At 59.9% G+C, this 25,229-nt stretch carries 25 protein-coding genes; 16 read left to right on the top strand and 9 right to left on the bottom strand.

What is annotated here, in order from left to right:
• Positions 1 to 5 precede the first annotated feature (5 nt).
• Positions 6 to 584: an electron transport complex subunit RsxA gene (rsxA, locus tag E2F43_RS17665; protein ID WP_133215138.1), complete on the bottom strand. Its 579-nt coding sequence runs from the start codon at positions 582 to 584 to the stop codon at positions 6 to 8.
• A 123-nt stretch (positions 585 to 707) separates the two neighbouring features.
• Positions 708 to 2,747, bottom strand: a complete 2,040-nt coding sequence (gene metG, locus E2F43_RS17660) for a methionine--tRNA ligase (protein ID WP_238947001.1) — start codon at positions 2,745 to 2,747, stop codon at positions 708 to 710.
• A gap of 214 nt (positions 2,748 to 2,961) precedes the next feature.
• On the opposite strand from metG, the gene apbC reads away from it, so the two are divergent.
• Together apbC and dcd are read left to right on the top strand one after the other, a co-directional pair.
• Positions 2,962 to 3,777, top strand: a complete 816-nt coding sequence (gene apbC / locus E2F43_RS17655) for an iron-sulfur cluster carrier protein ApbC (protein ID WP_133215134.1) — start codon at positions 2,962 to 2,964, stop codon at positions 3,775 to 3,777.
• A 14-nt stretch (positions 3,778 to 3,791) separates the two neighbouring features.
• Positions 3,792 to 4,361, top strand: a complete 570-nt coding sequence (gene dcd / locus E2F43_RS17650; RefSeq protein ID WP_133215132.1) for a dCTP deaminase — start codon at positions 3,792 to 3,794, stop codon at positions 4,359 to 4,361.
• Positions 4,362 to 4,374: 13 nt separating this feature from the next.
• Here dcd and E2F43_RS17645 read toward each other — a convergent pair whose 3' ends face one another.
• Genes E2F43_RS17645 through purM form a run of 3 tightly spaced genes read right to left on the bottom strand, consistent with a single transcriptional unit; the run spans position 4,375 to position 6,783 of the window.
• The gene (locus E2F43_RS17645) at positions 4,375 to 5,088 is read right to left on the bottom strand and encodes a DUF3108 domain-containing protein (protein ID WP_238947000.1); all 714 of its coding nucleotides are present in this window, start codon (positions 5,086 to 5,088) and stop codon (positions 4,375 to 4,377) included.
• Positions 5,081 to 5,746 carry a phosphoribosylglycinamide formyltransferase gene (purN, locus tag E2F43_RS17640; protein WP_133215130.1) on the bottom strand — a complete coding sequence of 222 codons (666 nt, stop codon included), beginning with the start codon at positions 5,744 to 5,746 and terminating at the stop codon, positions 5,081 to 5,083. The genes E2F43_RS17645 and purN overlap by 8 nt, the downstream gene beginning before the upstream one ends.
• Entirely contained in the window at positions 5,743 to 6,783 is a 1,041-nt protein-coding gene (purM, locus tag E2F43_RS17635; protein WP_133215128.1) for a phosphoribosylformylglycinamidine cyclo-ligase, read from the bottom strand. Before purM ends, purN begins: the two co-directional genes overlap by 4 nt.
• A 154-nt stretch (positions 6,784 to 6,937) precedes the next feature.
• Between purM and E2F43_RS17630 the strand changes: the two genes are divergently transcribed.
• The 5 genes from E2F43_RS17630 to E2F43_RS17610 all read left to right on the top strand — a co-directional run bounded on the left by E2F43_RS17630 (position 6,938) and on the right by E2F43_RS17610 (position 10,914).
• Positions 6,938 to 7,975, top strand: a complete 1,038-nt coding sequence (locus tag E2F43_RS17630) for a DUF2066 domain-containing protein (protein WP_165954387.1) — start codon at positions 6,938 to 6,940, stop codon at positions 7,973 to 7,975.
• Complete coding sequence (locus tag E2F43_RS17625; RefSeq protein WP_238946999.1) at positions 7,963 to 9,045, top strand: AI-2E family transporter; 1,083 nt, start codon at positions 7,963 to 7,965, stop codon at positions 9,043 to 9,045. The genes E2F43_RS17630 and E2F43_RS17625 overlap by 13 nt, the downstream gene beginning before the upstream one ends.
• A gap of 1 nt (position 9,046) precedes the next feature.
• On the top strand, positions 9,047 to 9,745 hold the full coding sequence (hda, locus tag E2F43_RS17620) for a DnaA regulatory inactivator Hda (RefSeq protein ID WP_133215124.1): 699 nt from the start codon (positions 9,047 to 9,049) through the stop codon (positions 9,743 to 9,745).
• Between the two features lie 171 nt (positions 9,746 to 9,916).
• A complete protein-coding gene (locus tag E2F43_RS17615) occupies positions 9,917 to 10,426 on the top strand; it encodes a hypothetical protein (protein ID WP_133215122.1) in 510 nt (169 codons plus the stop codon).
• Entirely contained in the window at positions 10,423 to 10,914 is a 492-nt protein-coding gene (locus E2F43_RS17610) for a pilin (RefSeq protein WP_133215120.1), read from the top strand. Before E2F43_RS17615 ends, E2F43_RS17610 begins: the two co-directional genes overlap by 4 nt.
• A 71-nt stretch (positions 10,915 to 10,985) precedes the next feature.
• Here E2F43_RS17610 and E2F43_RS17605 read toward each other — a convergent pair whose 3' ends face one another.
• Positions 10,986 to 11,867, bottom strand: a complete 882-nt coding sequence (locus tag E2F43_RS17605; RefSeq protein WP_133215118.1) for an AraC family transcriptional regulator — start codon at positions 11,865 to 11,867, stop codon at positions 10,986 to 10,988.
• Positions 11,868 to 11,968: 101 nt separating this feature from the next.
• On the opposite strand from E2F43_RS17605, the gene E2F43_RS17600 reads away from it, so the two are divergent.
• The 6 genes from E2F43_RS17600 to E2F43_RS17575 all read left to right on the top strand — a co-directional run bounded on the left by E2F43_RS17600 (position 11,969) and on the right by E2F43_RS17575 (position 18,271).
• On the top strand, positions 11,969 to 13,372 hold the full coding sequence (locus tag E2F43_RS17600; protein ID WP_133215116.1) for an aldehyde dehydrogenase family protein: 1,404 nt from the start codon (positions 11,969 to 11,971) through the stop codon (positions 13,370 to 13,372).
• Between the two features lie 4 nt (positions 13,373 to 13,376).
• Positions 13,377 to 14,537 (top strand): acyl-CoA dehydrogenase family protein, encoded by a 1,161-nt coding sequence (locus E2F43_RS17595; RefSeq protein ID WP_133215114.1) that lies wholly within the window; start codon positions 13,377 to 13,379, stop codon positions 14,535 to 14,537.
• Complete coding sequence (locus tag E2F43_RS17590) at positions 14,534 to 15,322, top strand: enoyl-CoA hydratase (RefSeq protein WP_133215112.1); 789 nt, start codon at positions 14,534 to 14,536, stop codon at positions 15,320 to 15,322. Before E2F43_RS17595 ends, E2F43_RS17590 begins: the two co-directional genes overlap by 4 nt.
• On the top strand, positions 15,322 to 16,434 hold the full coding sequence (locus tag E2F43_RS17585) for an enoyl-CoA hydratase/isomerase family protein (protein WP_165954386.1): 1,113 nt from the start codon (positions 15,322 to 15,324) through the stop codon (positions 16,432 to 16,434). The genes E2F43_RS17590 and E2F43_RS17585 overlap by 1 nt, the downstream gene beginning before the upstream one ends.
• A 96-nt stretch (positions 16,435 to 16,530) precedes the next feature.
• Positions 16,531 to 17,415 (top strand): 3-hydroxyisobutyrate dehydrogenase, encoded by an 885-nt coding sequence (gene mmsB, locus E2F43_RS17580; protein WP_133215108.1) that lies wholly within the window; start codon positions 16,531 to 16,533, stop codon positions 17,413 to 17,415.
• 7 nt (positions 17,416 to 17,422) lie between these two features.
• Positions 17,423 to 18,271 carry an alpha/beta fold hydrolase gene (locus tag E2F43_RS17575; RefSeq protein ID WP_133215106.1) on the top strand — a complete coding sequence of 283 codons (849 nt, stop codon included), beginning with the start codon at positions 17,423 to 17,425 and terminating at the stop codon, positions 18,269 to 18,271.
• A 9-nt stretch (positions 18,272 to 18,280) separates the two neighbouring features.
• Here the strand turns inward: E2F43_RS17575 and E2F43_RS17570 are convergent, their stop codons facing one another.
• Positions 18,281 to 19,630, bottom strand: coding sequence for a malonyl-CoA decarboxylase (locus tag E2F43_RS17570; protein WP_133215104.1), 1,350 nt, complete (start codon positions 19,628 to 19,630; stop codon positions 18,281 to 18,283).
• A gap of 357 nt (positions 19,631 to 19,987) precedes the next feature.
• Here E2F43_RS17570 and recA point away from each other — a divergent pair, with 357 nt between their 5' ends.
• From recA to E2F43_RS17555, 3 genes are all read left to right on the top strand, one after another.
• On the top strand, positions 19,988 to 21,031 hold the full coding sequence (gene recA, locus E2F43_RS17565; RefSeq protein ID WP_133215102.1) for a recombinase RecA: 1,044 nt from the start codon (positions 19,988 to 19,990) through the stop codon (positions 21,029 to 21,031).
• Positions 21,032 to 21,118: 87 nt separating this feature from the next.
• Positions 21,119 to 21,592 carry a regulatory protein RecX gene (locus E2F43_RS17560; protein WP_133215100.1) on the top strand — a complete coding sequence of 158 codons (474 nt, stop codon included), beginning with the start codon at positions 21,119 to 21,121 and terminating at the stop codon, positions 21,590 to 21,592.
• 124 nt (positions 21,593 to 21,716) lie between these two features.
• Positions 21,717 to 23,114 carry a M20/M25/M40 family metallo-hydrolase gene (locus E2F43_RS17555; RefSeq protein ID WP_133215098.1) on the top strand — a complete coding sequence of 466 codons (1,398 nt, stop codon included), beginning with the start codon at positions 21,717 to 21,719 and terminating at the stop codon, positions 23,112 to 23,114.
• A 62-nt stretch (positions 23,115 to 23,176) separates the two neighbouring features.
• On the opposite strand, the gene E2F43_RS17550 is transcribed toward E2F43_RS17555, so the two are convergent.
• On the bottom strand, positions 23,177 to 24,205 hold the full coding sequence (locus E2F43_RS17550; RefSeq protein ID WP_133215097.1) for a Glu/Leu/Phe/Val family dehydrogenase: 1,029 nt from the start codon (positions 24,203 to 24,205) through the stop codon (positions 23,177 to 23,179).
• A 125-nt stretch (positions 24,206 to 24,330) separates the two neighbouring features.
• On the bottom strand, positions 24,331 to 25,188 hold the full coding sequence (locus tag E2F43_RS17545) for a D-amino acid aminotransferase (protein ID WP_133215095.1): 858 nt from the start codon (positions 25,186 to 25,188) through the stop codon (positions 24,331 to 24,333).
• Between the last annotated feature and the right edge of the window lie 41 nt (positions 25,189 to 25,229).

Genomic DNA, 25,229 nt, shown 5'->3' with positions numbered 1-25,229 from the left:
TTGGCTTACACCAGACCTGCAAAGCCGAGGAAAGCCAGCGACATCAGGCCGGCGGTGATCATACCGATAGCGGCTCCCTGGAAGGGGGCGGGCACGTCAGCCACTGCGAGCCGTTCACGCATTGCCGCGAATAACACCAGCACCAGCGAGAATCCCACGGCAGCGCCGAAGCCATAAAACAGCGACTGCATGAAGCTGTGTTCCTTGTTGATATTCAACAGGGCGACACCCAGTACCGAGCAATTGGTGGTAATCAATGGCAGGTAGACCCCCAGCACCCGGTGCAATAGCGGACTGGACTTGCGCACCACCATCTCGGTGAATTGCACCACCACCGCGATCACCAGGATAAAGGAGATGGTTTTCAGGTACTCGAGCCCCAGGGGCAATAACAGGAAGTGATACGTCAGGTTGCTGCAGGCGGAGGCGAGTGTCAGCACGAAGGTGGTGGCCATCGACATGCCCATCGCTGTTTCCAGTTTGTTGGACACACCCATGAACGGGCACAGTCCCAGAAACTGTACCAGCACGAAGTTGTTGACCAGAATCGCCCCGATCAACAGGATTGAGTAGTCTGCCAGCATGGTGAACTCTGCTACCGCAACACCCGTCAGGTGAAATGTTATGTTACTGCCGCCATTTTAACCCGTTGGCAGATGATAGATCAGCAAGTCATTGTAAACTAATGATCGTTAGTCTAGCTGCATTTACTTGACCTGCATACCCGGCCTGGCGCCGTCGTGGGGCTGCAGCAGATAGATGTCCTCGCCCCCGGGTCCGGCGGCAAGCACCATCCCCTCGGAGACGCCAAAGCGCATTTTGCGCGGCGCCAGGTTGGCCACGACAACGGTATGCATGCCCACCAGTTGTTCGGGGAGGTAGGCCGACTTGATCCCGGCGAATACCTGCCGGGTGCCCAGTTCCCCCAGGTCCAGGGTCAGCTTCAGCAGCTTGTCGGCTCCCTCCACGTGATCGGCGGCTGTGATCAGGCCGACCCGCAAATCGATTTTGGCGAAGTCCTCGAAAGCGATGGTGTCACTTGCTGTGCTGGCTTCCGCTTTGCCCGCCTGCTCCGAGGGAGTATTTGGGGCGGGTTCCTCGGACGGTTTGCTGGCCTCTATCATGGCTTCTACCTGCTCGGGATCAATGCGTTGAATCAAGGGTTTGAATTTTGCCAGTTGATGATCCAGCAGCGGCGACTCCAGCGCGGTCCAGTCCAGTGATGTGTTGAGAAAAGCTTCTGATTTGTCTGCCATGACCGGCAGGACCGGCTTCAGGTAGGTCATCAGAACGCGGAACAGGTTGATGCCAACGCTGCACACGGCGTGAACCTCGCTTTCCCTGCCTTCCTCTTTCGCCAGCACCCAGGGTTTTTTGCCGTCGATGTACTGGTTGGCCTTATCGGCCAGGGCGATGATCTCGCGGATGGCTTTGTTGAATTCGCGTTGTTCGTACAGGGCGGCGATGGGCTCACCGGCCCCGATAAATTCTTTCAGCAGGTCCGGCTCAGCGCATTCGGAAGCGAGTCGATTGTCAAAGCCCTTGCGCAGGAACCCGGCGCAGCGACTGGCGATGTTGACCACCTTGCCCACCACATCGGAATTGACCCGTTGAATGAAGTCTTCCAGATTCAGGTCGATATCGTCCACCGAATCGCCCAGCTTGGCCGCGAAGTAGTAACGCAGGTACTCGGCGTCCAGATGATCGAGATAGGTGCTGGCGTTGATGAAGGTGCCGCGACTCTTGGACATCTTGGTGCCGTTTACGGTAAGAAAACCGTGGGCGAAGATGGCCGTGGGTGTGCGCAGGCCGGCGGAGTGCAGCATCGCTGGCCAGAACAAGCCATGGAAATTGATGATGTCCTTGCCGATGAAGTGGTAGAGCTCGGTGTCACCACCCGGTTGCAGGTAGGCGTCGAAGTCGTGACCGGTGCGTTGACAGTAGTTGTCAAAGCTGGCGATATAACCGATGGGCGCATCCAGCCAGACGTAAAAGTACTTGCCCGGTTCGCCGGGTATCTCAAAGCCGAAATAGGGTGCGTCGCGGCTGATGTCCCACTCCTGGAGGCCGGCATCTGTCCACTCCCGCAATTTGTTGGCCACCTGTGGCTGCAGGGTGTCTGAATCCAGCCACTGCTTGAGCATGGCCTCGAACTCCGGCAGTTTGAAGAAGAAGTGGGTGGACTCCCGCTCCACCGGAGTGGCGCCGGAAATCGCCGATACGGGGTCGATCAGGTCCGCCGGGCTGTAGGTGGCTCCGCAAGCCTCACAGTTGTCGCCATACTGGTCCGCGGTCTTGCACCTCGGGCAGGTGCCCTTGATGAATCGATCGGCCAGGAACAGTTCCTTTTCCGGGTCAAAGGCCTGGGTGATTTCCCGCGTGGCAATATGGTTGTTCGCCTTCAGTCGCTGGTAAATCTCCTCGCTCCACTTGCGGTTTTCCAGCGAGTGGGTGCTGTAGTAGTTGGCGAAGTCGATCAGAAAACCGTCGCTGTCCCTGATATGTCGTTCGCGCATGATGTCGATGTGCTGCTCGGGGCTGATGCCCAGACGCTCTGCCGCCAGCATGATGGCCGTACCATGGGCGTCATCGGCACAGACGTAGAGACAGTCGTGGCCGCGGGATTTCTGGAAGCGAACCCAGATATCGGTCTGCACCTGTTCCAGCATATGCCCCAGATGCAGGGGGCCATTGGCGTAGGGAAGGGCGCTGGTTACCAGGATTTTGCGTGTTGCGTTAGCGGCCATAGGTCGGCTGTGTCCGAGTGGGTAAAAATGGGGCGCTACTATAGCGGTTTTACCCCGGCTTTTCATTAGTGGCGATGCCTGGCCCGTGCGCCGGACCAGCTTCAGGCGCGGAGCGGGTCCGATGGTGGTAGCAGGCGCTTCCAGTCCGTATACTAGCGCCCTCTATATCGGGCAGCCGCCACTGGCAGGGCCCGCGGATACGACGCGATATCTCATGAATGAAATCAAGCACATTATCGCCGTTGCCTCGGGCAAGGGCGGAGTCGGCAAATCTACCACGGCGGTAAACCTCGCTCTGGCGCTACAGGCTCGAGGGGCCGACGTGGGTTTGCTGGATGCCGACATTTACGGCCCCAGTCAGCAGTTGATGCTGGGGGTGGCAGAGGGCGAGCGTCCCGAGCAGCAGGGTGGGCAGTTTCTGCTGCCGATCAAGGCCCAGGGTCTCAAGACCATGTCCATGGGATACCTGGTGACCGAAAAGACACCCATGGTCTGGCGGGGACCCATGGCGGGTGGCGCCCTGGCGCAGATGCTGGAGCAGACTCTCTGGGGGCCGCTGGACTACCTGATTATCGACATGCCGCCGGGGACCGGCGATGTGCAGCTGACCCTGTCCCAGAAAGCCACTCTTGCCGGTGCTGTCATAGTCACCACCCCCCAGGATATCGCCCTGCTGGATGCCCAGAAAGGCATCGAGATGTTTCGCAAGGTGGATGTGCCCATCCTCGGCGTGGTGGAGAACATGGCGCTGCACGTGTGCAGCAATTGCGGCCACCAGGAGCATATTTTCGGCGAGCATGGCGGTGAGCGCATCGCCGCCGAATATGGCGTCCCCCTGCTGGGCAGTCTGCCGCTGGATCGGCGAATCCGTGAACAGACCGATGCCGGCAACCCTACCGTGATTGCCGATCCGGAATCGCCGGTCACTGCGCTGTATCTGCAAATGGCGGAAAAACTGATGGCAGCGCTGGATTCTGCAGGTAATGGCGCAGTGCGACAGTTCCCCGAGATCAAGATTTCAGACGACTGAATGGAAACGACAACGTGAGTATCAAAGCAGACAAGTGGATTCGCCGCATGGCGCAGGAACACGGCATGATCGAGCCCTACGAGGCCGGCCAGGTGCGTACCGGGGAAGCTGGGGATAGGCTCATTTCCTATGGCACCTCCAGTTACGGCTACGACGTTCGTTGTTCCAACGAGTTCAAGGTGTTCACCAATATCAATTCCGCGACCGTGGACCCGAAAGGCTTTGACGAGGGCAGTTTTGTCGATGTGAAAAGCGATGTCTGCGTTATCCCGCCCAACTCCTTCGCCCTGGCACGCACGGTGGAGTACTTCCGCATCCCCCGGAACGTGCTGACGATTTGCCTGGGTAAATCAACCTATGCCCGCTGCGGCATCATCGTTAACGTGACGCCGCTGGAACCGGAATGGGAAGGGCACGTCACCCTGGAATTTTCCAACACCACGACCCTGCCGGCGAAGATCTACGCCAATGAGGGCGTGGCGCAGATGCTGTTTTTTGAATCTGATGAAGTGTGCGAGGTCAGCTACAAGGACCGGGGCGGGAAGTACCAGGGCCAGACCGGGGTGACCCTGCCCAAAGCCTGAACCGGGCTACAGGCTAGTTGCCGACGCTGGCCTTGGTGAGAATCGCCTCTACCGGTTTGCCGTCTTCCACGTGCACGGTTTTCACCATCAGGTAATCCAGGCCGGGGGCCACCCAGGTGTCTGACTTGCGATCAGGGTCATCGTGTATGCGCTCGAAGTGGAGGGTGTCCAGCTTGCCCAGGGGAGTGTCCAGGGTTTCTTCTCCCACGTACTTAAGCTGGTAGTCCTTGACCCGTTTGCCGTCAGCGACGGTTATCAGGATATCTTCCTTGGGAGTGGGGTCGTTGAGCAGGAACAGGCGCACCTGCTCTTGCTGGCTCATCCGGTCCAGTGTGCCTTCCTTGTAGGGAAGGTCGTACCACTGCTCCTTGTACAGGCTGCGGATCGTATCCGAGCCGGGGGTGAAGTGCACCTCGCGACGGCGGTTGATCAGGCCGGTGCCCTGGTAGACGTAGGACTTGGGGATGATGGCTGCACCGTCAACAGAAAACACGCTCATTTCGTGGAAGCCCACAACCATGATTTTGCCGCCGTTGGTGAGGGTGTAGCTGCCATCGCCGTTTGCTTCCAGTTTGCGGTTGAGTTTGAGCGCCATACCCCGGGCGGTGGTTTTGTACTCAGCCGAGTAGGGCTTGAGGCCTTGCTGTTCCCCGGCGACGGTGAGCGGAGATACCATGGCGAACATCGCCACCGCGGCCGCCGCCACAGGCAGGGCTTGCCTATTCAATGCCCGGGACATAATTGATGCCAGAGGCAGGTATACGTTTACCATCCAGTGTTGCTCCCTGTTGGTCGAGTCGCAGTCGGCGCTGCAGTTGCCATTTCGCAGCAATGGGGTAAATAACGTGTTCCAGCACGATCACCCTTGCTGCCAGCGTTTCCGGCGTATCGCCGTCTTCTATGGGGACTTTCGCCTGGATGATCGGTGGCCCACCGTCAAGTTCGGGCGTCACAAAATGTACCGTGACGCCAGCTTCCCTGTCGCCGGCCTCAAGGGCACGGCGATGAGTGTCGAGTCCCGGGTATTTTGGCAGCAAGGATGGGTGAATGTTCAATAATTTTCCGGCAAAAGGTGTGATAAATACCGGGGTCAGTATGCGCATGAACCCTGCCAGGATCACCAGGTCCGGCTGCACTGGCTCCAGTGTCCGGACCAGCGCGGCGTCAAACGCCTCGCGGCTGTCGAAATCGCGGTGATTCACGCAGGTCGTGGGGATGCCAGCCGCGTTGGCGCGCGCCAGCCCGGCCGCGTCGGGATTGTTGCTCAGCACCAGGGCGATGGAGGCATCGAGCTCGCCGGCCTCGCAGGCATCGATGAAGGCCTGCATGTTGGAGCCGCGACCGGAAATGAGAATGGCGATGCGAGCCTTGCCGGGGGTGTTCACGGGGTCAGCTCTACCTCGTTAGTGCCGGCGGTGATAGCGCCAATCTGCCAGGCGTTGTGCCCTGACTGCTGCAGCAGTTCGATGGTCGCCGCGGCATCGTCGGCGGCCACGCAGACCACCATCCCCACACCACAGTTGAAGGTGCGATACATTTCGCGGGGCTCCACATTGCCCTCCCGTTGCAGCCAGCTGAATACTTCGGGCCACTGCCAGCTATCGGTATCAATGCGGGCATTACAGTTATCGGGCAAGACTCTGGGTATGTTCTCCAGCAGGCCGCCGCCGGTAATGTGGGACAGGGCCTTGACATCCACCGCACTGAACAGCGCCAGCAGGGACTTGACGTAGATGGTGGTGGGGGCCAGTAAGGCCTCCGCCAGTGTGCCCGATCCCAGCGGTTGGCCGAGGTCGGCGCCGCTGACCTCGATTATCTTGCGGATGAGGGAGTAGCCGTTGGAGTGCGGGCCGCTGCTGCCAATGCCCACCAGTACATCGCCTTCGCAGACCTTGCTGCCATCGATGATGGCGGACTTTTCCACCACGCCGACGCAGAATCCCGCCAGATCGTAGTCCTCGCCCTCGTACATGCCCGGCATTTCCGCGGTCTCGCCGCCGACCAGGGCGCACCCGGCCAGTTCACAGCCGCGACCTATACCTTCGACCACATCGGCTGCCGTATCCACGTTGAGGGCACCGGTGGCGTAGTAGTCGAGGAAAAACAGGGGCTCCGCGCCCGCAACCACCAGGTCGTTGACGCACATGGCCACCAGGTCGATGCCGATGGTATTGTGAATGCCCAGGTCCATGGCCAGGCGAAGCTTGGTGCCGACGCCGTCGGTACCGGAGACCAACACCGGTTGTTTATAGCCTTCGGGGATTTCACACAGGGCGCCGAAACCGCCCAGCCCGCCGAGAACTTCTGGCCTGGCGGTCCTGCGCGATACTCCCTTGATACGTTCTACGAGGGCGTTACCCGCGTCGATGTTGACCCCTGCGTCCCTGTAGCTCAGAGAGGGCTGCTTGCTGTCACTGCTCATGTTGTCGGGCGATCCATGGAATTAGAGAGGGGCGCCATTTTAGTACGACTGGGCCGGTGGCGCACCTGTCATAATGCTGAAATTGGATCGCGCTGCACCTGCTTCGAAAGGGCTGTTACAATGCGACGATCTCGGGTTCATTCAGGATGCCAGTGTGTCCAAGTCTTTCCAGGGGCTGCTTTTCGCCCTGATGCTATATGCTGCAGCAACCCCGGCAGAGGTGGTCAGGAACCTGCATTCGGCCCAGGTGCCGGTCATCGACCAGGGCCGTAGCGCGTTGGCCAGCGCCTCCCGCGACGCGCTGGCCGAGGTGTTGGTCAAGGTGTCCGGCAGTGAAGAGGTGTTGCAGCACCCGGAAATTATCGCCGCGTTGCCGGAGGCCCGCAGCCATGTCCAGCAATATGCCTATGTCCGCGATGAACAGACCGGTGATGAACTGAGTGCGCGATTTGAATTCGACGATTCCTTCATTAACCGCCTGCTGACCAATGCCCGACTGCCGCTGTGGACAGCCAATCGTCCCCGGGTTCTGGTGTGGATGGCGGTAGAGATCGACGGCGTTCGCCAGTGGGTCAGCTTCGCCGATACGCCTGGGCTGGCTGCCGAGCTGGTGTCTGCGTTTGAGCGCAGGGGGGTTCCCGTGCAGCTGCCGCTGTTCGATCTGGCCGATGCGACCACGATCGGGCTGGGCGATATCTGGGAGCTGCGCGGCATGGCAGTCCAGTCGGCCTCTGTCCGCTACAACGCTGAAAACCTGCTGGTGGGCAGGGCAGTGCTGCTATCGAACGGTCAGTGGACGGGGGACTGGAGCTATCTGTACGGTAATCACCGCCTGGATCGCAGCAGCCAGGCCCCCGGTGCGGCAGGTTTTATGCGCGATGGCGTGGCCCTCGCAGCGGAGGAGATGGCTTCGCGTTACGCGGTTGCACCCACGGGTATTACCGATGACCGGGTTCATCTGGTCGTTCATGGCGTGGTGGACTTTTCCGATTACACGGCAATCGTAAAATGGCTGGAAAGCCTGGAACTCATAGAGCACGCCAATATCGCGTCCATCAGTGGCGACCGCGTTGAATTCGGACTGGACGCCGCGGCCGATGCCGCGCAACTTGCTTCCATTATCCAGCTCAACAAACGGCTGCAACCACAGGATGCGCTGCCCGGCGAACTGGTATACCAGTGGACCAATTAGAACCCCCGGAGCAGATGTCGTCCTATCGCTGGCCGTTGGCGCTTGCGGTGGTCGTGGCGCTGGGAGCGCTGCTCTACCTGCTGCAACCGATTCTGTCTCCCTTCGTGCTGGGTGCTCTGATCGCCTACCTGGGCGATCCGCTGGTGGACCGGCTGGAGGACAAGGGTGTTGGGCGCACGCTGGGGGTGGCGATTGTGTTCCTGCTGTTCTCTGCAATTGTTGCGGTGGCACTGGTGTTCGCCCTGCCCATGTTGCTGGTCCAGCTGGACGCGCTGATCGGGAAAATTCCGCAGATTTACAACTGGTTTATCGGCGAAGCCGTGCCCTGGCTGCAGCAGCGCCTGGACCTTCCGGCCAGAAAGTTGCCCCCGGTGGACTGGACCGGCCAGTTGGCAGACAACTGGCAATCGGTGGGCAGATTCACGGCCCAGTCGCTGAAGAAGATTACCGGGTCCGGTGCCAGTATGTTGCTCGGCCTTGCCAATCTTGCCCTGGTGCCGGTCGTTGCCTTTTACCTGATGCGTGACTGGAACCGGCTGATGAAAAAGGCCCTGGCATTGTTCCCGCTGGCCTGGCAGGAAACGACCGTCGAGCTGGCGAGTGAGGCCGATGAAGTGGTTGGCGCCTTTCTTCGCGGACAGTTCCTGGTGATGTGCGCCCTGGGGGTGATTTATGCGACTGGCCTGTGGCTGGTGGGGCTGCAGCTGGCCATGCTGCTGGGAGTGATTGCGGGGCTTGCCAGTATTGTGCCTTACCTGGGTTTTATGGTGGGTATCGTCGCTTCCTTTATCGCCGCCTACGCCCAGTTCCAGGACTGGACGGTGCTGCTGTGGGTCGGGCTGGTGTTTGCGATAGGCCAGGCTGTGGAGAGCATGTTACTGACTCCGGTATTGGTGGGGGACCGAATCGGTTTGCACCCGGTGGCAGTCATTTTTGCCCTGATGGCAGGCGGTCAGATAGCGGGCTTCGTGGGGGTTGTGCTGGCCTTGCCGGTGGCAGCCGTGATCATGGTTTTTCTTCGCCACGCCATGTATCACTATCGCTCCAGCGATTTGTACGGGGGAGATTAGCGTGGCCCAGTCTGGCCAGCAACTGCCGCTTTTGGTGCAGTTACGGGATGATGCCACCCTGGACAACTTTCTCACCACCGATAGCAGCGCGGCATTGGTTGCAGCGGTGCGCAGCGTGAGCGAGGGGCGGGGTGAGTCGGTGGTCTTTATTCACGGTAATCGGGGTAGTGGCAAGTCGCACCTGCTCCAGGGCGCCTGTCACCTGGCGGGCGACAACGCCCTGTACCTGCCGCTGAGGGAACTGTCGGTGTATCCACCGGACGAGGTGCTGGCGGGCGTGGAGACACTGGGGCTTGTTGCCCTGGATGACCTGGAAGTGGTGCTGGGGCAACAGGCCTGGGAACATGCACTGTTCGGGCTCTACAACCGCGCGCGGGAATGGGGTTGCCGGCTACTGATAGCGGCCGCCGGTGCTCCCAGGGCCCTGGAAGTGGAACTGGCGGACCTGAGCTCCCGCTTGAGTTGGGGCGTGGTTTACCAACTGGCAAGTGGCAGTGATGAACAGAAGCGGGCAATTCTGCAGTTTCGCGCCGCCCGGCGGGGCCTGAACCTGGGCGATGAGGTGGCCAGCTATATCGTCACTCGGGCCCCACGCGACCTGGCCCAGTTACTGGAACTACTGGACCGGCTGGACCGGGCATCCCTGGCCCGCAAACGGGCGCTGTCCATTCCCTTCGTCAAACAGGTACTGGGCTGGTGAAACCCGGGTCATGACCGCCGCTGGCGGGTGCGTTTATGCAGCGGTTGAGCGACTATCCCGGAGCGGTTGTGAGTCCCGTCACATTTTCTCCCGAGTTGTCACCTTGTTACTTGTTATAGAGGGTGCCAGTGCCTTAGTCTAGAGGGAATAACAAGGGCAGTAGGGGCGGTCATGCAGAATCGGCGCAAAATAATAGTTATCAATAAAAAATTCCAGCACCACTATGCCATCGTACTGGTAGCGATGACGGTGCTTGTGGCCAACCTGATCCTTATCGCCGGCATGCTGGTGCCGGGAACGTTCGCCCTGCAACTGTCCTCTTCCTCCGCCGCGCTGATTGGCCTGGTTGAGTTGCTGCTGGTATGCGGCGTCTGGTACCTGAGCCTGCGTTCCACCCACCGCATTGCCGGTCCCATTTTTGTGTTCTCCCGACAACTGCGCGCCTTTGGGGCCGGCGACCTGACTGCGCGCATTTCCCTGCGCGACAAGGACATGTTCCAGGAAGAGGCGTTGGAGATTAACGCCGGCCTCGACCAGTTATGTGCCCGGGTAGCGGAGTTGAAAGCACTGGCCGAGGCGGCCAGCGTGGCCCAGGCATCGGGGGATGACGTGTCGGCTCCCCTTCAGAGGCTGCTCGCGGCCATGGGGCAGTTGCAGACCGAGGCGGAGGCAGGCCCATGAACACTGAAGCTCAAGCACCGCGCGCCCCTGGGTGTACCCGCGCTCAGGCCGGCTTCACCGTGATTGAATTGATGATCGTGGTGACCATCGTCAGCATTCTTGCCGTGATCGCCATGCCCGCCTATGTGGAGTACGCCACCCGGTCCAAGGTGTCGGAAGCGATGGGATTTATGGGCGAGGCGAAGACCTCCGTCAGCGAGTACTTTTACACCAATGGTTATGAGTGGCCGACTAATAATAGTGATGCCGGGCTTCCGGATCCTGCTGACTATGACGCTTATGACTTTGTTAAAGAATTGATGGTGACGGTAAATCCAGTACCAGGAACAATATCGATCACGTTGGATCTACCCAACACTCCGGCGGACAACAAGCAACTGCAACTCGTGCCCAGCACCTCCACTGGCGAAATAGTCTGGACCTGCCGGCCCGCGCCGGCGCCCGATGGTGTCGAAAACAAGTACGCTCCCGCCAACTGTCGTATCTAGCCTAACCCGTTCCGCGGCCGAAAATCGGCCGGGATGGTGTCGGAGGTCAGCAATCCGGCCTTCCGGAACGGTCACTTGCGGGTCGAGGCGCGGTATTTGCGGGCTGAACTGCCAATCGTTTTACGAAACAGGCGGGAAAAGTACAGCGGGTCTTCGTAACCCACCCGACTGGCGATCTCACCGACGCCGAGTTCCGTCGAGTCAAGCAGGTGGCAGGCGTGTTCCATTTTCATATTCAGGAAATGCCGGATGGGCGAGTAGCCGGTGAGTTCCTTGTAGCGGTTGGAAAAATGGTACTTGGACATGTTTGCCACCTGTGCCAGCGCATCGAGGCTGAGTGGCCGGTCGATATGCTCCAGCATATAGGCCTGCACATGCTCCAGTTCAAAGCCTGACTGCAGCCTGCCGGCGTGGGCACTCATTTCCAGCGAAATCTGGGTTAACAGGTGGCGCAACTGGTTGGCGGCATTGATGAATGCCCGGGTGGAGTAACCCGTGCGACGGACTTCCAGCAGACTGGTAAAGGCGCCAATGAGCAGTGGCGAGACCCCTGCGTCCACCAGTGGTCTGTCCTCCCGGTAACCAAGATACTGCATGAAGACGCGGGTACTGGCGCCCTGAAAATGTACCCAGTACAGGGTCCAGGGGGCTGTCGAATCTGCCCGATAGGCGTGGGTAACGCCCTGGGGCAGGAGCATGATATTGCCCGGAAGCACCTCACTCTGCCAATCGCCAACGGATAGGCTGCCTCGCCCCGCAGTGCAATATAACAGCAGGTTGTCATCGTGGCGCTCACGTTCCATGCGGTGTCCGGCGGCCTCCGGGTAGTAGCCCATGGCGGTGGGGTAGCAGTCCTTGGTCAGCGGGTGGCGCGCCAGCTTTTCCAGCATGAAACTGGGGCTCAGAAAGCGCACTCCGGCAGTCGGCAGCGGCCATTTTGATGGGTTGCTCATATCGCAATATAGTCCATGTATTTCGCAATTTAGTCAATGTGGTGCTATCCTGCCCGGTGCTAGAATCTGGGCCCATCGCTAATAATTGACGAGAATCAACCATGTCTGAAGCTCAAAGCCCCGCACAGGAAATTGCCGAAATGATGGCCCGCGCCCGCGCGGCCCAGGAACAGATAGCCGACTATACCCAGGAGCAGGTAAACGAACTGATTACCGCCATGGTCTATGCCGTCGCGAGGGAAGACAGGTCCGAGGAGATCGCCCGCTTCACGGTGGAGGAAACCCAGCTGGGTAATTACGAGGGCAAGTTTCTTAAAATCCATCGCAAGACACGCGCCACCCTGCTGGACATTATCGACGACAAGTCGGTGGGTGTTATCGAGGAGCTCCCCGAACGCAATATCGTAAAAATTGCCAAGCCGGTGGGTGTGATAGGTGCACTCTCTCCGTCGACCAATCCGGAGGCCACGCCGGTGATCAAGGCCATTTCTGCGGTCAAAGGTCGCAATGCGATAATTGTGGCGCCGCACCCCAGGGCCAAGCTGACCAACAAGAAGATCTGCGATTACATGCGTGACGCAATCGAACGCTGCGGTGCGCCGGCGGACCTGGTGCAGAGTATCGATGTCCCTTCCCTGGACAAAACCAATGAGCTGATGGCCCAGTGCGACCGGGTGCTGGCGACGGGGGGTGAAGCGATGGTGACCGCCGCCTACTCCTCGGGTACACCGGCCCTGGGTGTGGGTGTGGGTAATGCCGTTATCACCGTCGACGACACTGCCGACCTGGACGAGGCGGCTGACAAAATCCGCACCTCCAAGACACTGGATCTGGCGGCCTCCTGTTCCTCCGACAATTCCGTACTGGTGTTCGAGTCGGTCTACGACGAGTTCCTGGAAAAGCTCAAGCATGAGGGCGGTTTCGTGATTGAGGGGGACAACAAGGACAAGCTGCAACGGGTGATCTGGGAGGATGGCCACCTGAATCCGAAGATTGTCGCCCAGCACGCGCAGACGATCTGCGGCCAGGCCGGAATCGACCTGCCGGAAGGCAAGAGCTTCCTGATTGTGCCGGAAACCGGTGCCGGCAAGGACTACCCGTTCTCCGGCGAGAAGCTCACGGTGACCATGGCCCTTTACAAGGTCAGGGATATCGACGAAGCGATCGAGTTGACCAACAAAATCCAGGCTTACCAGGGCCAGGGTCACAGCTGCGGTATCTACTCCTACAACGATGAAAACATCATGAAACTGGCTAATGAGACCCGCACCTCCCGGGTGATGGTCAACCAGCCACAGGCAGCCTCCAACAGCGGCAACCTGTGGAACGGAATGCGCCAGACCTTCTCCCTGGGTTGTGGTTCCTGGGGCGGTAACTCCATCAACCACAACATCACCTGGCGCGACCTGATCAACGAAACCTGGGTCTCCAAGCCGCTGGCCGAAACCAAGGTGATTCCTTCCGATGAGGAGCTGTTCGGCTCAGTGATGGCCAAGTTCAACTGAGTCCATGGACTTTTCCCTTAGCGATGACCAGCGGGCCTTCGTCGAGAGTGCCCGCGCATTTTCCGAGGGGGCGCTGGCTCCCAATGCGGCGAAATGGGACGAGGATTCCATTTTTCCGAAAGAGGCACTTGCCCAGGCGGGGGAGTTGGGTTTCATGGCCATGTACACCCCGGAAACGGCCGGTGGCCTTGGCATGTCCCGGCTGGACGCGAGCCTGATCGTTGAGGAACTGGCCAAGGGCTGTACTGCCACAACGGCTTTTCTCACCATCCACAACATGGCGACCAGCATGGTGGGTAAATACTGCTCGGAGGATATTATCGAGCAGTGGTGCTATGACCTGGCGATGGGGACCAAGCTCGCTTCCTACTGCCTGACAGAGCCGGGCGCGGGTTCCGACGCCGCTTCCCTGCGCACTACCGCGGAACTGGATGGCGATCATTACGTGGTCAACGGTGCCAAGGTATTTATCTCCGGGGCCGGGGATACCGACGTCCTGGTGGTGATGTTGCGCACCGGAGGGGCGGGTCCCAAGGGTATTTCCGCGCTGCTGATTCCCGCTGATGCGGAGGGCGTCAGCTATGGCAAGAAGGAAGAAAAAATGGGCTGGAATGCCCAGCCCACCCGCATGGTCACCTTCGACAACGTGCGGGTGCCCGTTGCCAATCGCCTCGGCGAAGAGGGCCAGGGCTTTGCCATTGCCATGGAAGGACTGGATGGCGGACGCATCAATATTGCCACCTGTTCCATAGGCACGGCCCAGCAGGCGCTGGAAGAAGCGGTCGCTTACGTGCAGGAGCGCAAGCAGTTCGAGACAGCGATTGCCGATTTCCAGGCGACCCAGTTCAAGCTCGCCGACATGTTGACCGAACTGGTAGCTGCCCGGCAGATGGTTCGCCTGGCCGCCAGCAAGCTGGACAATAAGGACAGCCAGGCGTCGACCTATTGCGCAATGGCCAAGCGCTTCGCCACCGATGTGGGCTTCAACGTCTGTAACGACGCCCTGCAATTGCACGGGGGTTACGGCTACATCAGGGAATACCCCATGGAGCGCCATGTGCGGGACACCCGGGTCCACCAGATACTGGAAGGCACCAACGAAATCATGCGAGTAATTGTATCGCGCCGCCTGTTGATGGAAGGCGCCCTGGAGGTTATCAAATGAGTCTCAGTACCAGCGACAAACTGAAAGTGGAAGTGCACGGCCATACTGCGCAGATCACCATAGACAATCCCGCGGCCAATACCTGGGACGTCGAAAGCCTGCCAGCCCTGGCCGAACTGGTGCAAGCCTTAAATGCCGACCGCAATATCTATGCGCTGGTCATCACCGGTGCCGGAGAAAAGTTTTTTTCTGCCGGCGCCGACCTCAATATTTTTGCTGACGGTGATCCGGCAGCCGCGGGACAAATGGCGGCAGCTTTCGGCAAAGCCTTTGAAACACTGGCTGATTTCAGGGGGGTATCTGTCGCCGCGATTAACGGCTTTGCCATGGGCGGGGGCCTGGAAGTGGCCATGGCCTGCGATATCCGTATTGCCGAGGAACAGGCGCAAATGGCCCTGCCGGAGGCAAAGGTCGGCCTGTTGCCCTGCGCGGGTGGCACCCAGCGACTGACCCAGCTGGTCGGTGAGGGATGGGCCAAGCGGATGATTCTGTGCGGTGAACGACTGCGGGCCAGTAAAGCGCTGGAAATCGGCCTGGTGGAGGAAGTGGTCGGCACCGGGGAGGCGCTGGACAAGGCGCTTGCCCTGGCGGAACAGGTCGCCGAACAGAGTCCGATCTCGGTAGCCGCCTGCAAAAAACTGATCCACAGTGCCCGCAACGTCTGTATTGCCCAGGGCCTGGAAGATGAGCGCACCGAGTTTGTCGACCTGTTCTCCACCGAAGACCAGCGTGAGGGTGTGAACGCTTTCCTGGAAAAGCGCAAGCCGGAGTGGAAGAACAGTTGATGACTGAACCGGTAGTGTTTGAAGAACTTCCCGCAGCCGAAGGCAAGGTCGGACGGATAACCTTAAGCGTCGCTGCGACCCTGAACTCGCTGACCCTGGAGATGGTCGACCAGTTGCAGGAAAAGCTTAACGCCTGGTCTACTGACGACAGCATAGCTGCTGTATTTATCGAAGGGGCGGGAGAGAAGGCTTTCTGCGCCGGTGGTGACGTGCAAGCCCTGTACAAGTCGGCGGTAGAGCAGCCCGGCGGGCCCTGCGAGTACGCCGAGGCCTTCTTCACCCGCGAATATCGCATGAACTACACCCTGCATACCTATGCCAAGCCGCTGATCTGTTGGGGGCACGGGATTGTGATGGGTGGCGGGCTCGGGGTAATGGCCGGTTGCTCGCACCGGGTGGTGACGGAACGAACCCGTATCGCCATGCCGGAAGTGACCATCGCCCTGTTTCCCGATGTCGGGGGCAGCTGGTTTCTCAACCACGCACCCGGAAAAACCGGTGAATTTCTGGCCCTGACGGGGGCCTCTATCAATGGCGCAGATGCCATTTATATCGGCATTGCCGATCGCTTTATTGCCAGTGAGCACAAGGACGCGGTCATTGCCGGGCTGTGCCAGCAGCAGTGGAGCACCGAGCCAGCGGCCAATCACGCCCGGGTGCGTCACGTGCTCAGGCCGTTTGCCGAACAGAGTATCTCCGCTTCTCCCGCGGGGCAGGTGGAGCCCCATGCGGCCACCATCGCGCAGTTGCTGGACGGGGATGATATCCACGACATTATCGACAAGATCACATCCCAGGATACCGATGACCCCTGGCTGGCCAAGGCACGCGACAGCCTGGCCCACGGTTCCAAGCTGGCGGCCCTGTGGATCGACCGGCAGCTTTGGGAAACCCGGCACGCCGGTCTGGCAGAGATTTTCCAGGCGGAGATCATGCTGGCCACCAATATTATCCGCCATCCCGAGTTTGCCGAGGGTGTGCGGGCCCTGCTGATCGACAAGGATCGCAAGCCGGCCTGGCAGTATCAGGCATCGAGGGATGTCCCGACAGCGCTGCTGGATCAATTTTTCACCCCGCCGTGGCGTGAAAACCCCCTCGCGGACCTGGGCTAGACGCATCATCCCCCGGCAGGGCCGTGGGTGCACCATCGCGGCAAACAGGGACTGCAACGTCTTCGGGGCAGTCTGAGACCAATAACGGAGAACAGCATGGCAAACGTAGCATTCATAGGCCTGGGTAACATGGGCGGCCCGATGGCGAAAAACCTGCTGGCAGCGGGGCACAAGGTAGAGGTGTTCGACCTGGTGCCCGCCGCCTGCGCCGAGTTGCAGGACGCCGGCGCCGGCGTCGCCGGTTCGGCCGCCGAGGCGGTGGTGGGCAAGGAGTATGTCATTTCCATGCTCCCGGCCGGTAAACACGTTGCCGGCACTTACCTGGGCGAGGACGGACTGCTGGCGAGGCTGGACAGCAGCACCACGGTCCTGGATTGCTCCACCATCGACGCCGCCACCGCGCGCGAGGTGGGGGAGGCTGCGGCTGCCGCCGGTATCGGCTTCATGGATTCGCCGGTGTCCGGTGGCGTTGCCGCCGCTGCCGCCGGCACACTGGCATTTATGTGCGGAGGCAGTGCCGAGACCTTTGAAAAGGCCAGGCTGGTGCTTGCTGACATGGGCAAGAATATCTTTCACGCCGGCCCCGCGGGAGCGGGTCAGGTGGCCAAGGGCTGCAACAACATGCTGCTGGCGATTCATATGATCGGCACCTGCGAGGCGCTGGAAATGGGCGTACGCAATGGCCTGGACCCGGCCGTATTGTCGGAAATCATGCTGGCCAGCTCGGGGCGCAACTGGTCTCTTGAGGTCTATAACCCCTACCCGGGGGTGATGGAGTCGGCCCCCGCCAGCAATGACTACCAGCCGGGATTCATGGTGGACCTGATGGCCAAGGACCTGGGGCTGGCGCTGGAAATTGCCGAACAGGCGGGTGTGGATAACCGCATGGGGCAGCTGGCAGGAGAGCTTTACAGAGCGCACCAGCAGGCGGGCAACGGCAAGCGCGATTTTTCCAGCATACTGGAAACCCTCAAGGACTGATCCTACCGTGGCATCCGGGGTATCCATCGATGCGATGCAGGCCCGCGCCGAGGCGCATTCTACACTGCAGGGTGGGTGCCGATTGAGCTGGCTGCACTGGCCAGCCCTGAAACCCGGCGCCAGGCATCTGCTGTTGTTGCATGGCGGCTATGGTTCCTGGAACCACTGGCTGGCCAATATCCAGGGGCTTCGTTCAGGGTACGAGGTCTGGGCGGTGGACCTGCCGGGGCTCGGTGATTCAGGCGATTTGCCCGAGCCGCACGACGTACCGCACATTGCCCGGCTGATTTTTTCGGGTTGGCTGAAGCTGATCGGTGAGCAGCAGGCCTTTGATGTGGCGGGGTTCAGTTTTGGGGCTATGGTCGCGGGCGAGCTCGCTATTCTCGCGGACCCGTATTGCCGCCGCTGTATCCTGGTCGGTGCCGTTGGCTTCGGTAAGCTGCAGGTCCAGGTAGAATTGCTGCCCCCGCCGGGCCCCGAACGTGATGAAGCGGATGCGGAAGCCGTGCACCGGGAAAACCTGCAGAGGCTGATGTTGTATAACCCTGACAGTATCGATGCGCTCGCGGTGCAACTGCACGCCCGCAACCTCGCCCGATTTCGCTTGCGGAGTCGGAGTATGGCGCGCAGTGACCAGCTGCTTGAGAATTTGCCCCGCATCCGCGCCCGGCTCATTGGCATCTGGGGAGAGCATGATGCGACCGCAGGGGGGCTGGCCGGGATCGAGGAGCGCCGGGGGATGTTCACCGCCGGCCAGTCCGATAGCAGGTTTTATGTGCTGCCTGGAGTCGGGCACTGGGCCATGTATGAAGCTCCGCGGCGCATCAACAGCCTGATCCTCGGGGAAGAGGGCTGACCAAATCCTTTAGTCCAGCAGCTTGGAGACGGACCTGGAGACGCTGATCTTGCCCTGGTCAAAATATTCCTCATGGTTTATCTCGATCTTCTGCAGGTCGTAGAGGTAGTTAACCATAATGCTGGCCGACTGTTCGCGGCCATTGGCCGTGGTATCCGCCCCCCAGTGAATCTTGTGCAGGCGCGCCCCGTTGCCCAGGTGAAAGCGGGCGACCGGGTCCCTGGCTAACTCACCCGATTTTACGTTGATCAGGTAGTGGGCGCACAGCCGCATCAGTGCAGCCTGCACCTCACCTTCCACCACGCGACCAACAGGCGCTCGCACCTTGTCCTGCAATTCCTCCGGCACCAGGTCGCTCAGGTCAGCCTTTTTCAACCAGCGCCGGAAACCCGGCACTGGCGACAGGGTGACGAAGGTCTTGAGCCCTTCCAGTTCCTGGTTAAGCACCTCGACCACATTCTTGATGAGGAAATTGCCGAATGAAATTCCCGCCAGCCCTGGATGGCAGTTGCTGATGGAATAGAACACCACCGTGGTGACATCGGCGGCGGCGATGGTGCCGCGGCCGGGATCCAGCAGGGGGGCGATAGCGCCGGGGATAGCGTCGGTAAGCGCCACCTCCACGAAGACCAGCGGGTCATTGCCCATGGCGGGATGGAAAAAGGCGAAGCAGCGACGATCCTCCCTAAGCCTGCCGCGCAGGTCGTCCCAGCCGTTGATTTCGTGCACGGCCTCGTAGTCGATGAGCTTCTCCAGTACGTTGGCCGGCGAGGACCAGTCGATGCTGCGCAGTTCCAGGAAGCCCTTGTTGAACCAGGAGACAAACAGGTGTTTGAGGTCGGAATCGACGGCCTTCAGTTCCGGGTGGTCGCGCAAGACTTTCAGCAGGTCGCCGCGCAGCGCCACCAGGGTGCGGGTGCCGTCGGGGGCCATGTTGATGCGGCGGAACAGTTTTTGCCGTGGTGCTTCCACCGCGCGTGATATTCCCAGTAGGTGATCCAGGTCGGACGTTTCGCGGTAACGTTCTGCAGCTTCGAGAATGGCCTCCCTGTCGGTATCGAACTGTTCCGCGAGCCGCTGGAAGAATGCCAGCTGCTCAGGCGGGGAGAGTTCGCGGTAGGCCTCGGTAATTTCCTGGGCAAGAGCCAGCCCCGAGGCCTCCCCGCGATGGTCCTGTAACTCCTTGCACAGCGCGGTGAGCACGTCGGTGCGCGTTTTCGCATCCGCCGTGAATGGACGCCGCTTGGCGAGGATCTCCCGGCCGGCGGAGATCACGGAGGTGAGGGCCCGGCCGAAAACGGTGACACTCTCTTCGCGGGCTTGAACGGGGGCTTCCTGATCGCTGGTGTTCGGTAACATCTCTGGGTCTCAACGGATTAAATCTGGTTGTCGGGTCGGCATGTGAATCATCAACAGAAGTCAGGATGACATAAACGGGGGGGCAAGAATACTACACCAGGGCGTTAGTCGACGGAGCTCCACCACCACCCCGGCATCGGCGACATGCCCTGCCCGCATGCACCTGTCGTCAAATCATGCAGGTCATTTCAGCTGGCCGAATTTAATGGCTTTTAGGGCTTGCAATTCAATTTCAAAGCACTGAGTATATATACAGTAGTTTTGCTGTGCAGCCAAACGCACGTGTGAAGCAGTTATACCGGCATTTGGATAAGGGTTGATATAAAAGTGGTAAAAAAGCGTAACGGGAGCAACACCATGGATGCAAACAAAGAAAAGGCGTTGGAAGCGGCACTGACCCAGATCGAGCGGCAGTTCGGCAAGGGCACGGTCATGCGCATGGGCGACAGGAAACTGGAGGCGATTCCCGCCATTTCAACCGGCTCCCTGGGGCTGGACATCGCGCTGGGTATAGGCGGTTTGCCCAAGGGGCGCATCTGCGAGATATACGGTCCGGAATCCTCAGGCAAGACTACGCTCACCCTGCAGGTCATTGCCGAGGCCCAGAAAGCCGGTGGCACTGCGGCCTTTATCGATGCCGAGCACGCCCTGGACCCCCAGTACGCCGAGAAACTGGGCGTACAAATGGATGAGTTGATCATGTCCCAGCCTGACACCGGCGAGCAGGCCCTGGAAGTGGCTGAGATGCTGGTGCGTTCCGGTGCGGTAGATGTATTGGTGGTGGACTCGGTGGCGGCGCTGACGCCCAAGGCCGAGATCGAGGGCGAGATGGGTGATTCCCATGTGGGCCTGCAGGCGCGGCTGCTGAGCCAGGCCATGCGCAAGCTGACCGCAGCCATCAAGCAGACCAACTGCCTGGTAATCTTTATCAACCAGATCCGGATGAAAATTGGCGTGATGTTCGGCTCCCCGGAAACGACTACCGGCGGTAATGCCCTCAAGTTCTACTCGTCGGTACGCCTGGATATCCGCCGTATCGGCGCGGTGAAAGACGGCGACGAAGTGGTGGGCAATGAGACCCGGGTCAAGGTGGTGAAGAACAAGGTTTCGCCCCCCTTCAAGCAGGCCGAATTCCAGATTATGTACGGCCGTGGCATCTATCACATGGGCGAGGTGATCGACTGGGGTGTGAAGCTTAACCTGGTGGACAAGTCCGGCGCCTGGTACGCCTACAAGGGCGACAAGATCGGTCAGGGCAAGGCCAATGCGTCCAAGTTCCTGGAAGACAATCCCGCGGTCGCGAATGAGATCGAGTCTGCTATCCGCGCCCAGACCCTGAACCTGGACAAGCCGGAAGCGGCGACCGAGGAGACCGCCGAAGCCGATACGGAGCAGGAGTAATCCTGTTCCATGCCTGGCTGACGTTTCCCACGAGGCACCGGGGTTCCACTTATCCCACACTTTGCCCCGGTGCCTCTTTCTTTACCAATGTCAGAACTTGAATTTGATCAACTGACGGCGATAAACCCCGCCGATATCCGTATATCGGCGATGAACCTGCTGGCGCGTCGTGAGCACTCCCGCGGTGAATTAAAGCAAAAGCTGAAAAAGCGCTTTGCTGACGATGCGTTGATTGATGAGCAACTGGATCGGCTGTCAGAAGAAAACCTGCAGTCAGACCAGCGCTTCGCTGAAAGCTTTCTCAGGCAACGGATTTCCCGCGGCCACGGCCCCCTGCGGATTCGTCAGGAAATGCGTCAGCGGGGGATAAGTGACGCGGAAATCAGCGCGGCAATAGACGCTGAACGTCCGGACTGGTTCGTCCTCGCGGAACAGACCTACCACCGCAAGTTTGGCCTGCACCCGCCCGCAGACATCCGGGAAAAGGCCAGGCGCAATCGCTTTATGCAGTACCGTGGATACACACTGGATCACTACCAGCACTTGCTGGGAGAATCCTGAGCAGGACGCCTTAGCCGATGGCCTGCCAGCCGGGCACAGGCAATAGGGCGGGGCTTTACCTGCCCGGGGATTGAGGCATACTGCAACACGTTTTACCGAATCAGCAGGAAGCTTCTACCAGCCCATGATCCGACGACTCACTGTAACGCTCTCACTGTTTTTCTGCGGTCTCGCTGCTGCTGAAACCATACCCTCCCACCATGCCGCCAGAACGCTGGAGATCTATCGGAATATTGTCGAGGTTGACACCTCCAAGACCAGGGGTAATACCCTGCCGGTAGCCCGTTACCTGGCGTCCGAATTACTGGCGGCAGGCTTGCCGGAAGAGGATGTAGAGGTGCTGGATATAGAGGGATATGGCGCACTTGTCGCGCGTTACCGGGGCGACGGTAGTGCCGGTAAGCCCCCCATTCTGCTGTTGGGTCACCTGGATGTGGTGGAAGCTCTGCCGGAAGACTGGGAGCGACCGCCTTTTACCCTCACCGAGGACGAGCACTATTTTTATGCCCGCGGCTCAATTGATAACAAGTTTGGCGTCGCCCAACTCACTTCGACGTTTATCCGCTTCCGGCAGGAGGGCTTTGTACCCACCCGTGACCTGATACTGGCCTTCAGCGGTGATGAAGAGAGCGGGATGAGGACTACGCGCCATCTTGCCTATGAGCGCCCGGATTTGCGTGAGGCGGAATTCGCCCTCAATTCCGATGCCGGTGGAGGGGAGATGACCGCTGCGGGAGTCCCGGTGATTTATCGTGTGCAGGCAGCGGAAAAAACCTACGCCACCTGGGAAATGACGACCACCAATCCGGGCGGCCACAGCTCCCGCCCGCGGCTGGACAATGCGATTTATGACCTGGCTGATGCGATCAAGAAAATCCAGGGCCATCGCTTTCCGGTGCGCTGGAGTGAAATGACACTTGCCTATTTCAAGGAAACCGGCGAGATGATCGGCGGAGAGCTTGGCGAAACCATGATTGCTTTCTCCCGCGACCCGACCGATACCGATGCCAGCGACCGCCTGTTCAGAGAGCCATCCTTTGTCGGATCCACACGCACCACCTGTGTCGTGACGATGTTGCATGCCGGTCATGCGGAGAACGCGCTGCCCCAGTCGGCGACGGCCACCGTCAATTGTCGAATTTTCCCCGGGGTTCCCGCCAGTGATGTTGAACAGGTGCTCAGGCAGGTGGTCGCGAATGAGTCGGTTCAATTCAACCTGCTGCAGGAACCGACCGAGAGTCCGATCTCAGCAACCAGAGACGATGTCATGGCGGCGGTTGCCAGGTCAGTCCACCAGCGATACCCGGGGCTCAAGCTCTTGCCCTACATGGAATCAGGTGGCACCGATGGCATGCACTATCGCCGGGCGGGCGTCCCCACCTGGGCGATCAGCGGAATCTTCATGAACCCCGACGAGGTATTTGCGCACGGCCTCAACGAGCGGGTGCCCAAGGCGGCTTTTTACGGTGCACTGGACCACTGGAGTACCGTCTTGAAAACGCTCGCGGGGCGGGCGGAGTAGCGGAAGGGTCCTGATCAGCCCGGAACGGCTCTGTTACTGTTCGCCTTGATCGGCCAAGGCCGTCAGGGTGCTTTTGCCAGCAATTCCTGTGCAAAAGCAGCCGCGGCGACATCCGGAGAGACCTTGTGATTCGCTGAGCGCGCCAGAATCTCCCGGGTGGTTGCGAAGATATTGTCAATTTTGGCGTGCGCCTCGTCATCGCTGAAGACACCGGCCATGGCTGCGGCGGCTATAGCCCCACCGGCATTGACCAGGTAATCCGGCGCCCAGGTGATACCGCGGTCTCGCAGGCGATCGCCATCTTCTGGCCCGGCCAGTTGGTTGTTGGCGCCGCCACAAATGGCTTTGACCTTCAAGCGCGCAATGCTTTCTTTATCGAACACGGCGCCGAGGGCGTTAGGCGACAGGATATCAGCGTCGGCAAACAGGATCTCATCGCACCCGACCACGGTCGCGCCGGTCCTGGCGGCGGTGTCTTCAGCCGCGGCGGTGTCTATATCAGCGATCAGAATCTCGGCTCCGGCGTCAGCCAGGTGCCCGGCGAGGTGTGCTCCGACACCACCGGCGCCCTGTATTGCGACTCGCAGGCCCGTTAAATCGTCAGACCCAAATACATGGCTTGCCACGGCGCGCAGGCCGTTGAAAACACCCAGTGCGGTGGGAACGCAGGTATTGCCCCCCTGGTCAGACTTGCCGAGGACGAATCTACAGACCTCGCCAATGGTGTCCATGTCCTCTGTTGTTGTGCCCACATCGGGGGCACAGGTATAGACGCCCTCCAGGCTGTCGACATAACGGCCAAACGCTTTCAGCAACTCGGGTGTCTTCTCGGTCCTCGGGTCGCCAATAATCACCGTCTTGGCGCCGCCGTGGGGCAAACCCGACAAGGCCAGCTTGTAGGTCATGGCGCGGGACAGCCTGAGAACGTCAGTCAGAGCCTCTTGTTCGCTGTTGTAGGTGCGAAACCGAACGCCGCCGCCTGCGCCGATCGAGCGGGTCCGGTGGATGGCGTTAATGGCCCGCAGGCCACTGGCCTGGTCACGGACAAAGGTTACGCGTTCATGATTATCAAATTCGGGGTGATCAAACATTCAGCTACCATCCTTATCTAACCAGCTACAACCGCAGGACGCTGATTCGGCGTTATTAGGCCAAACAATGCCGGATTTCTGTCGCCGAACCCGGCGGACAGTGGCTCGGGCAGCCCTTGGTCATATCACGGGTAGTCGTACATCGCCGCCAGATAAAGCTTGATCGCCTTTTCCCACACCGGTCCGACCATCCCGTCACCTACAGGCTTGCCATCCAGTTCGATCACCGGAGTGATGAGTTTGGAAGAACTGCTCACCCAGACTTCATCGGCCTGGCGTACCTCGTCCATCGAGATGACGCGTTCCTCGACGGGAATCGAGCCCTCGGCCCGCATCGCCTCGATCGCTATATGGCGACTGATGCCGGGGAGGATCTGGTGATCCAGCGGCGGTGTCGCCACAACACCGTCTTTCACGATGAATACGTTACAGGCGCTGGCTTCGGTCAGTTCGCCTGCGGCGTTGTAGAGAATGGTTTCGTCCAGATCACTGGCGTAGCTTTCCTGGAAGTGCAGCACGTTGCCCAGCAGGGCGGTCGATTTGATGTTACAGCGCTGCCAGCGCAGGTCCTGGGACGATGACACTTTGAGGCCATCCTGTTTATCTCGTTCGGGGGTGGGCGGCGGAGGAATCGCCGCCGCCATGGCCAGCACTGTCGGTTTGATGCCGATCGGGAAACCGTGGAAGCGTCGCCCCTCGTTGCCGCGTGTCACATGGAAATAGACACCCACGTTCGGGCTGTCCTGTTCGCTGATCAGCCTTGCCGCAATTTCCCGCCACTGGTCATCACTCAGCGGGTTTTCTATACCGATATTTTCAAGGCCGTTGGTCATGCGGTCCAGGTGTAACTGCATGCCCACCAGTTTGCCATTGTAGGAGGGCAGGGCATCGTAGATGCCGTCGCCAAACAGAAAGCCCCTGTCGAAAGGCGATATGGTGGCTTCTTCTGCAGGAATGTACTCGCCGTTTAAGTAGACAATCATGAACGTGCCTCGTTGTAGATATTCTGTGTTCAGGAAACTGA

Source organism: Seongchinamella unica, from assembly GCF_004354085.1.
GTDB classification, from domain to species: Bacteria; Pseudomonadota; Gammaproteobacteria; order Pseudomonadales; family Halieaceae; genus Halioglobus; species Halioglobus unicus.
Note: the sequence above shows the minus strand (reverse complement) of the source record. Positions and strands in the feature narration are given on the sequence as shown.